This window comes from Paenibacillus sp. CFBP13512 (assembly GCF_005233705.1).
Taxonomy (GTDB): Bacteria; Bacillota; Bacilli; order Paenibacillales; family Paenibacillaceae; genus Saccharibacillus; species Saccharibacillus nuruki.
On sequence record NZ_QGAD01000036.1, the window covers coordinates 1 to 6,907 of the forward strand.

Genomic DNA, 6,907 nt, shown 5'->3' on the forward strand with positions numbered 1-6,907 from the left:
TTTTAAATAAAAAAAGATCAAACTTGTTATTATTCATAATTATTCTTTTAATAGTTATACTTGCAGTGGTATTTTATTTTTTAAAAAGTTGTGCTATTGATAGGTGGAATAAGCCTGATACTCAACAGCAATATTATTTAGGTAATATTACTAAAATTGAAGAAAAAAATACTAGGATTGATGGAGAAGTTGTTTTATACGAAATCACATTAGATAATAAAACAATGCACTCTGTTTCTAAAAACTCAAAGTTTTATAAAATTATAGATAATTATGCTCAAAATGATAAAACATTAGGCTATACAAAAGTTCGAGAAGAAATAACCTTATCTAATATATCTGTAGGTCAGAAAGTTGAATTATGGAAAAGACAATTAAATAATCATTTATCTGAAATATATGAATTAACGATTTTAGAATAAATAAAACCCTTATGCAATTGCACAGGGGTTTTTATTTATTCCTATAGTAGATTTGATTTCTAAAAAAATTATTATAGTTCAGTATATAGTAACTATTAAATTATTTTTAAAATTGTTCTCTTATGAATTACGTTTTAGGATGCTTTTGTGATGAGAGAATAGTTCGAAGCTTTGTTGTCCATGATATGAACCCATACCGCTATCACCAACACCGCCGAAAGGTAGGTAGTGTGAAGTCATATGAGATAGTGTTTCGTTAACACAACCGCCACCGAAAGAAACAGTGTTGAATACTTGGTCTTGTACTTCTTCATCGTTGGTGAACAAGTATAGAGCCAATGGTTTTGGACGTTGTACAATTTCGTCTAGAATAGGATTAAGGTCGTTATATTCGATCACTGGCAAGATCGGTCCGAAGATTTCTTCTTGCATCACCGGTGAAGTCCAATCGACATTACCAAGTAGTGTAGGTTCAATAACCAATTGCTCACGAATCGAACGTCCACCGATTAAGAATTCGCCATCTTCCAAAAATTTTGCTAATCGATCAAAGTTACGTTGATTCACGATGTGTGGGAAGTTTGGATTTTGAGTCGCATTCTCTGTATATTTATCATTGATTTCAGCTTGTAATAAAGAAATAAATTCTTCACGTACATCTTCGTGCACCAATAGATAATCAGGAGCTACGCATGTTTGTCCAGCATTCAAGAATTTACCACGAGCTAAGCGTTGCGCTGCCACTTGTAAGTTCGCATCTTTGTGAACGATACTTGGGCTTTTACCGCCTAATTCCAATGTCACTGGAGTCAAATGTTCTGCTGCTGCTCTCATAACAACTTTACCTACACCTGTGCTACCTGTGAAGAAGATATAATCGAATTTTTCTTTAAGCAATGCTGTACTGGTCTCTACTTCGCCTTCCATAACAGCGATATACTCACTAGGGAATGTATCTGCAATCAGTTCAGCAGTCACTTTAGATACCGCAGGTGTTAATTCAGAAGGTTTGATCACTGCACTATTTCCAGCTGCCATTGCACCGATCAACGGGCCGAATGCTAATTGGAAAGGATAGTTCCAAGGTGCGATAATCAAAGCTACACCATAAGGTTCGGGATGAATAAAGCTAGTCGAATCTGGCAACGTAGAAGCAGTAGGTACTTCACGTGGTGCTGCCCATTGTTCTAAATGTTCTAGTGTAAAGTCAATTTCGCCTAAAACGATACGAATCTCAGAACCGAAAGCTTCAGGCTCTGATTTGTTCAAGTCGCTTTTCAAAGCATCCAAAATCGGTTGATGGAATTTCTCGATTGCTTTTTTGAGGCGATTCAATGCTTGGATACGGAATGTTACGTCTTTGGTGTTACCTGTATTAAAAAATTGTCGTTGTTGTTGAACCAACTCATGTGCTGTTGTCATATTTAAAACTCCCTTTGAATTTAGTTTTTATGATTTGTAAATCCATTCGGTTAATTGATATGAATAAATTTTCATATTAAATTGTGATAAATTGAATTATACGCTATTGATCGTATAGTTACAATAACCAAACAGTATTAAGGTGTGGCAAAAGCGACAACTGTGTATAAAGTGGGTATATAACATGAAACAAAATAGAAGGAGGAATTCGGTTGCCAGACAAAAAGGTAGATCCTCGTGTGCAACGTACACGCCATTTATTACGAGATGCACTGATCGATTTGATGGATCGCAAACCGTATGCACAGATTACAATTCAGGACATCACCGACCTTGCCACCTTAAACCGTAAAACATTTTACCTACATTATGAAACAAAAGATCATTTATTATATACAACCACCGATGAGATTTTGGGCGAATTATTTGGAGATGCCAAAGAAGCATCGGTTGTTAATCCTTCGATTGATGATCTGCAACGCTATATTGCGAAAAGGATTTTTGAGTATGTGATCAAGTACAAAGAATTTTTTCGGGTGATGTTTGAACGCAAAGCCAGTATTAATTTCATTGAATACATGAAGGAGTATATTACTACTTTTTATGAGGAAAAGTTTTCGCGGTTTGATGATGATAAGTTATTTGTCCATAAAGATGTGATCGCTAGTTATATTGGTTCTGCTTATGTAGGCGTTATTTATTGGTGGTTAGATAACGATATGCCCTATACGCCTGAGAAAATGACAGAACAGATGATCCAACTGAATTCACGTGGGCCGATTCAGATTATTCGGATGTATGCGGAAGATAAAGAGTAACAGACATGCCAAAAAGGCAAATCCCGCTTCTTTAAATCTAAAGAGGATTTACCTGATATCTATACAAACTAGAAAGATTAATTACTGATTAGTGATAGGTACGGATTCTGAAGCGATAATTGGACAAAGAGAAGGAGCGGTTGTGCTGGCGTTATCACGGACTTTGGTAAGAAGCTGGCGCAACAAGACAAGTTCTTCTGCCGAAATTCCATCCACCAGTTCCTGACCGATTTCTTCCATCACAGGGCAGACTTCATTTTCAAGTTGTGCGCCTGCAGGGGTAAGATAGATTTTGAAGCAACGTCGATCATCAGTACATGTGATTTTACGGACAAAGCCTTTGTTTTCCAAATTAGAAATCATACGTGTAATGTTTGTTTTGTCTTTCCCTAATCGCTCGCCAATTTCATTTTGTGTAATGCCGTCTTTTTTCCATAACAGCATCATAATGAAATTTTGTTCAGGTGCGAGGTTAAAAGGAGCTAATTTATTTTTGATATGACCGGAGATTGCTAAATGAACATCGCGAATCAACACGGTATAACTCTTTTCTACGTCATAAGGCATAGCATTCACCTACTGTTTTAGTTGTTATAGCAACCTTTTGTGCAAAAATAGACTATCACTTGTAACCGTTATTGTCAACGAAGCTATTCACAAGTAGTATCAAAATACCGATAATAAATTGACGGAATAAGTAATGTTCATTCTGAAACTTTCATTTTTGTCCTTGACATTGTTCGACACAAGGTCTATTGTGGATTTTGTAAACAGTGTCTGTCACAAAAGAGACACAACGACGGATTGACTTTAAAGCGAGATTTGGATATGCGACGACTTCCTTTATGTAAAGTCGTACATAATAAAAAATGCTCGTTTATTTTTGGCGATATAGTTGCTATATCAACCGTATCTTTTCGGCAAGTGTAAAATGACCATATTTTAATTAGATCAAATATACCCGCACGATAGAATAGAAAATGTGTTGGAGTAGGGTACTTTGGAGGAGAAACGAATGGAAGCAATGACTTTTGTATTGTTCGGCTCAACAGGGGATTTAGCAAAACGTAAAATTTTCCCTGCTTTGTATAACTTGTTTGTAGATAGCAAAATGCCTGAAGCTTTTTCAATTATTGGTTTAGGAAGAAAATCGTTCAATGATGCTACATTCCAAACTTACGTAGAACAGGCGTTAGAAGAATTCTCACGTAACAAACCAGAAAATCGCGAATCGGTAGATGCTTTTCTTCGCTCGATTCGTTACCATATCTTAAATGTTGATGATACAGCAGGTTATCAAGAACTGCTCAAAATCGTTGAAGCTCGTGAAACCGAATTAAATATTCCTCAAAATCGCATGTTCTATATGTCTGTAGCTCCTGAATTCTTTGAAGTGATCGCTACAAACATTAAAGATAGTGGACTTGGAACAACAACAGGCTGGAAACGTCTGATTATTGAAAAACCATTTGGACATGATCTAGCTTCTGCTCGTCAATTGAATGAACAGTTAAGCAAAACGTTTGCAGAAGAAGAAATTTTCCGTATTGATCACTACTTGGGTAAACCAATGGTGCAAAACTTGGAATCTTTAGCTTCTACGAACCCGGCGATCCAAGCTCTTTGGAACAACCGTCATATTGCTAATGTACAGATCACAGCAGCAGAAACAGTTGGTGTTGAAGAACGTGCAGGCTATTATGATCATACGGGTGCTATTCGTGATATGATGCAAAACCATATGTTGCAAGTGTTGATGATGACAGCTATGACATTGCCTGCTGGTCACACCGTAGACGATGTACGCTCTCACAAAAAACACATTGCTGAATCTTTACGTTCTATTTCTAAAGAAGATGCGCACAAACATATCGTGCGTGCTCAATATAGTGCGGGTGAAAGCAATGGTAAAGCATTAGCTTCTTATCAAGATGAGCCAGGCATCACTCCAGGTTCAGTAACAGATACATTTATTGCTGCTCGTGTATGGGTAGACGATTTCTCTTGGCAAGGTGTTCCTTTCTATATTCGTACCGGTAAACGTATGAAAGAGAAATCAACTCGTATTGTGATTGAATTTAAAGATGTAATGAAAAATGAAGATATCTGTGTAGCTTGTGATGCTCAACCGAATATGTTGGTAATCAGCATTAATCCAGATCAAAAAATCACACTACAATTAAATCATAAAAATGTCATCACAGGTCGCCTTGAGCCTATGACTGCTGAATTCAAAGTGGGCTCAGATAATGAGCCAGAAGCTTATGAATTGCTGATCAATGATGCACTACGTGGAGATGCTACATTCTTTGCACACTGGGATGAAGTTGAATTGTCATGGCAGTGGGTACAGCCGATCTTAGAAGCATTTGCTGATAACGATCTGCCAATCCATCATTATGCAGCAGGTACGTATGGCCCAGAAGCTTCCAATGAATTGCTTGCTGTTGAAGGATTCCAATGGTTAAAAGATCAACCTGTACAAGCTTCTACTCCAGTAGCAGTCGTTTAACAGGTATTATAAGTTGGGTAATACGCTCTGTGCTATGTTTTTACAGAGCGTATTCTACATGTTATCTAAAGCCAAGATTTGGCTTTGTAGATATAGATAAGAGAGAAAAGACTTATGGATAGTGAGTAACAACTACTTTTACAAAAAAGACACGGAGGGTTACACAATGAAAATCGGATTAGTTGGATTAGGAAAAATGGGTATGAACCTTGGACAAAACTTGATGGATCACAACCACGAGGTTGTTGCGTTTGACTTAAACAAAGAAGCAGTTAAAGAAATCGCTGATCTTGGTGCAACACCTGCATATACATTAGCAGAAGTAGTATCTAACTTAGAATCTCCACGTATCCTATGGATTATGGTTCCTCATGGTGTTGTTGATTCTGTATTGGGCGAGATCGCTCCATTGCTTAACGAAAATGATATCGTGATCGAAGCAGGTAACTCTCACTACAAAGAATCGATTCGTCGTTATAACGAATTGAAATTAAAAGGGATTCGTTACATGGATGCAGGAACTTCAGGCGGTATGAGTGGTGCTCGTAACGGTGCTTGTTATATGGTTGGTGGCGACAAAGAAGCTTGGGACGTGGTTGAACCGGTATTCCGTGATACTTCGGTTGAAAATGGCTTCTTGTATGCAGGCGAATCAGGTAGCGGTCATTACTTGAAAATGGTTCATAACGGTATCGAATACGGTATGATGGCTGCAATCGGTGAAGGATTTGAAGTATTAGAGAAAAGCCCTTACGATTTCAACTATGAAAAAGTAGCACGCGTATGGAACAACGGTTCTGTTATTCGCTCATGGTTAATGGAATTGACAGAAAACGCATTTGCAAAAGATGGTAACTTGGAAGAAATTCAAGGAATCATGCATTCTTCAGGTGAAGGTAAATGGACTGTTGAAGAAGCAATGGATCTACAAATGGCAACTCCAGTTATCGCATTGTCTCTATTGATGCGTTACCGTTCTCTAGACAACGATACATTTACAGGTAAAGTTGTAGCAGCACTACGTAACGAATTTGGCGGACACGCTGTAGAGAAAAAACAATAATTAAGCGCTTGGCAGTCAAAGCGCGACTTCTTCTAGTTGAATAGAAAAGTGATTTTTGCGAAGCAAAATATCTTACATCAGCGCTTGGCAGTCAAAGCGCGACTTCTTCTGGTTGAATGAGAAAAGCGACTCTATTTTAAAATAGAGTCGCTTTTTTTATATCTCAATCTATAAATTCGATTTAACGTATTTAAGTTATTTTTGATCGTTGATTATGCTACAATAAGATAGGAAAGACAAAGTGCCTGTGGTGAATGATATGGCGACGCAACCCGAAAGGGGGTGAAGCCATGTCATACTTGGAGTTATTGCTTATTCTTTTAGATGCAGGTATCAAGTTAACCAGCTTAATCGTTGGATTGAACAAAGTTATCGCAATCTGGAAAAAAGCAAAACAAAAGAAAAACCGCCGGGACTAAGAGGTAGAAGTCTTATTCGGCGGTTTTTCTTATGCTATTTGACAGTGTAGCGTCGTCTTACTTGCTGCCTGTTCTTGTCGATCCAGCCTACAGTGTACCACCACTGTAGGCTTTCTTTATATTCTTAGTATACACAAAAGGACAATAAAATGAAACGTAATCATCTGATATAACCATAAATTTTAATAATGATAAATATGGATAGAGGATACGTAATAAAGATAATATAATAAATCTATATTAAATTATTA

At 37.3% G+C, this 6,907-nt stretch carries 7 protein-coding genes; 5 read left to right on the top strand and 2 right to left on the bottom strand.

What is annotated here, in order from left to right; all coding sequences use genetic code 11:
• On the top strand, positions 1–422 hold a 422-nt coding region (locus tag PaeCFBP13512_RS23315; protein ID WP_161594352.1), incomplete at its 5' end, for a hypothetical protein.
• A 120-nt stretch (positions 423–542) separates the two neighbouring features.
• Here PaeCFBP13512_RS23315 and PaeCFBP13512_RS22960 read toward each other — a convergent pair.
• Positions 543–1,844, bottom strand: coding sequence for an aldehyde dehydrogenase (locus PaeCFBP13512_RS22960; RefSeq protein ID WP_069329583.1), 1,302 nt, complete (start codon positions 1,842–1,844; stop codon positions 543–545).
• A gap of 212 nt (positions 1,845–2,056) precedes the next feature.
• Here PaeCFBP13512_RS22960 and PaeCFBP13512_RS22965 point away from each other — a divergent pair, with 212 nt between their 5' ends.
• Entirely contained in the window at positions 2,057–2,662 is a 606-nt protein-coding gene (locus tag PaeCFBP13512_RS22965; protein WP_137226312.1) for a TetR/AcrR family transcriptional regulator, read from the top strand.
• A gap of 81 nt (positions 2,663–2,743) precedes the next feature.
• Here PaeCFBP13512_RS22965 and PaeCFBP13512_RS22970 read toward each other — a convergent pair whose 3' ends face one another.
• On the bottom strand, positions 2,744–3,229 hold the full coding sequence (locus PaeCFBP13512_RS22970) for a MarR family winged helix-turn-helix transcriptional regulator (RefSeq protein WP_137226314.1): 486 nt from the start codon (positions 3,227–3,229) through the stop codon (positions 2,744–2,746).
• A 448-nt stretch (positions 3,230–3,677) separates the two neighbouring features.
• Between PaeCFBP13512_RS22970 and zwf the strand changes: the two genes are divergently transcribed.
• From zwf to PaeCFBP13512_RS23620, 3 genes are all read left to right on the top strand, one after another.
• Positions 3,678–5,174 carry a glucose-6-phosphate dehydrogenase gene (gene zwf, locus PaeCFBP13512_RS22975; protein ID WP_137226316.1) on the top strand — a complete coding sequence of 499 codons (1,497 nt, stop codon included), beginning with the start codon at positions 3,678–3,680 and terminating at the stop codon, positions 5,172–5,174.
• Between the two features lie 166 nt (positions 5,175–5,340).
• Positions 5,341–6,237: a phosphogluconate dehydrogenase (NAD(+)-dependent, decarboxylating) gene (gene gnd, locus PaeCFBP13512_RS22980; protein ID WP_069329580.1), complete on the top strand. Its 897-nt coding sequence runs from the start codon at positions 5,341–5,343 to the stop codon at positions 6,235–6,237.
• Positions 6,238–6,527: 290 nt separating this feature from the next.
• Entirely contained in the window at positions 6,528–6,656 is a 129-nt protein-coding gene (locus PaeCFBP13512_RS23620) for a hypothetical protein (protein WP_275094503.1), read from the top strand.
• Positions 6,657–6,907 lie beyond the last annotated feature (251 nt).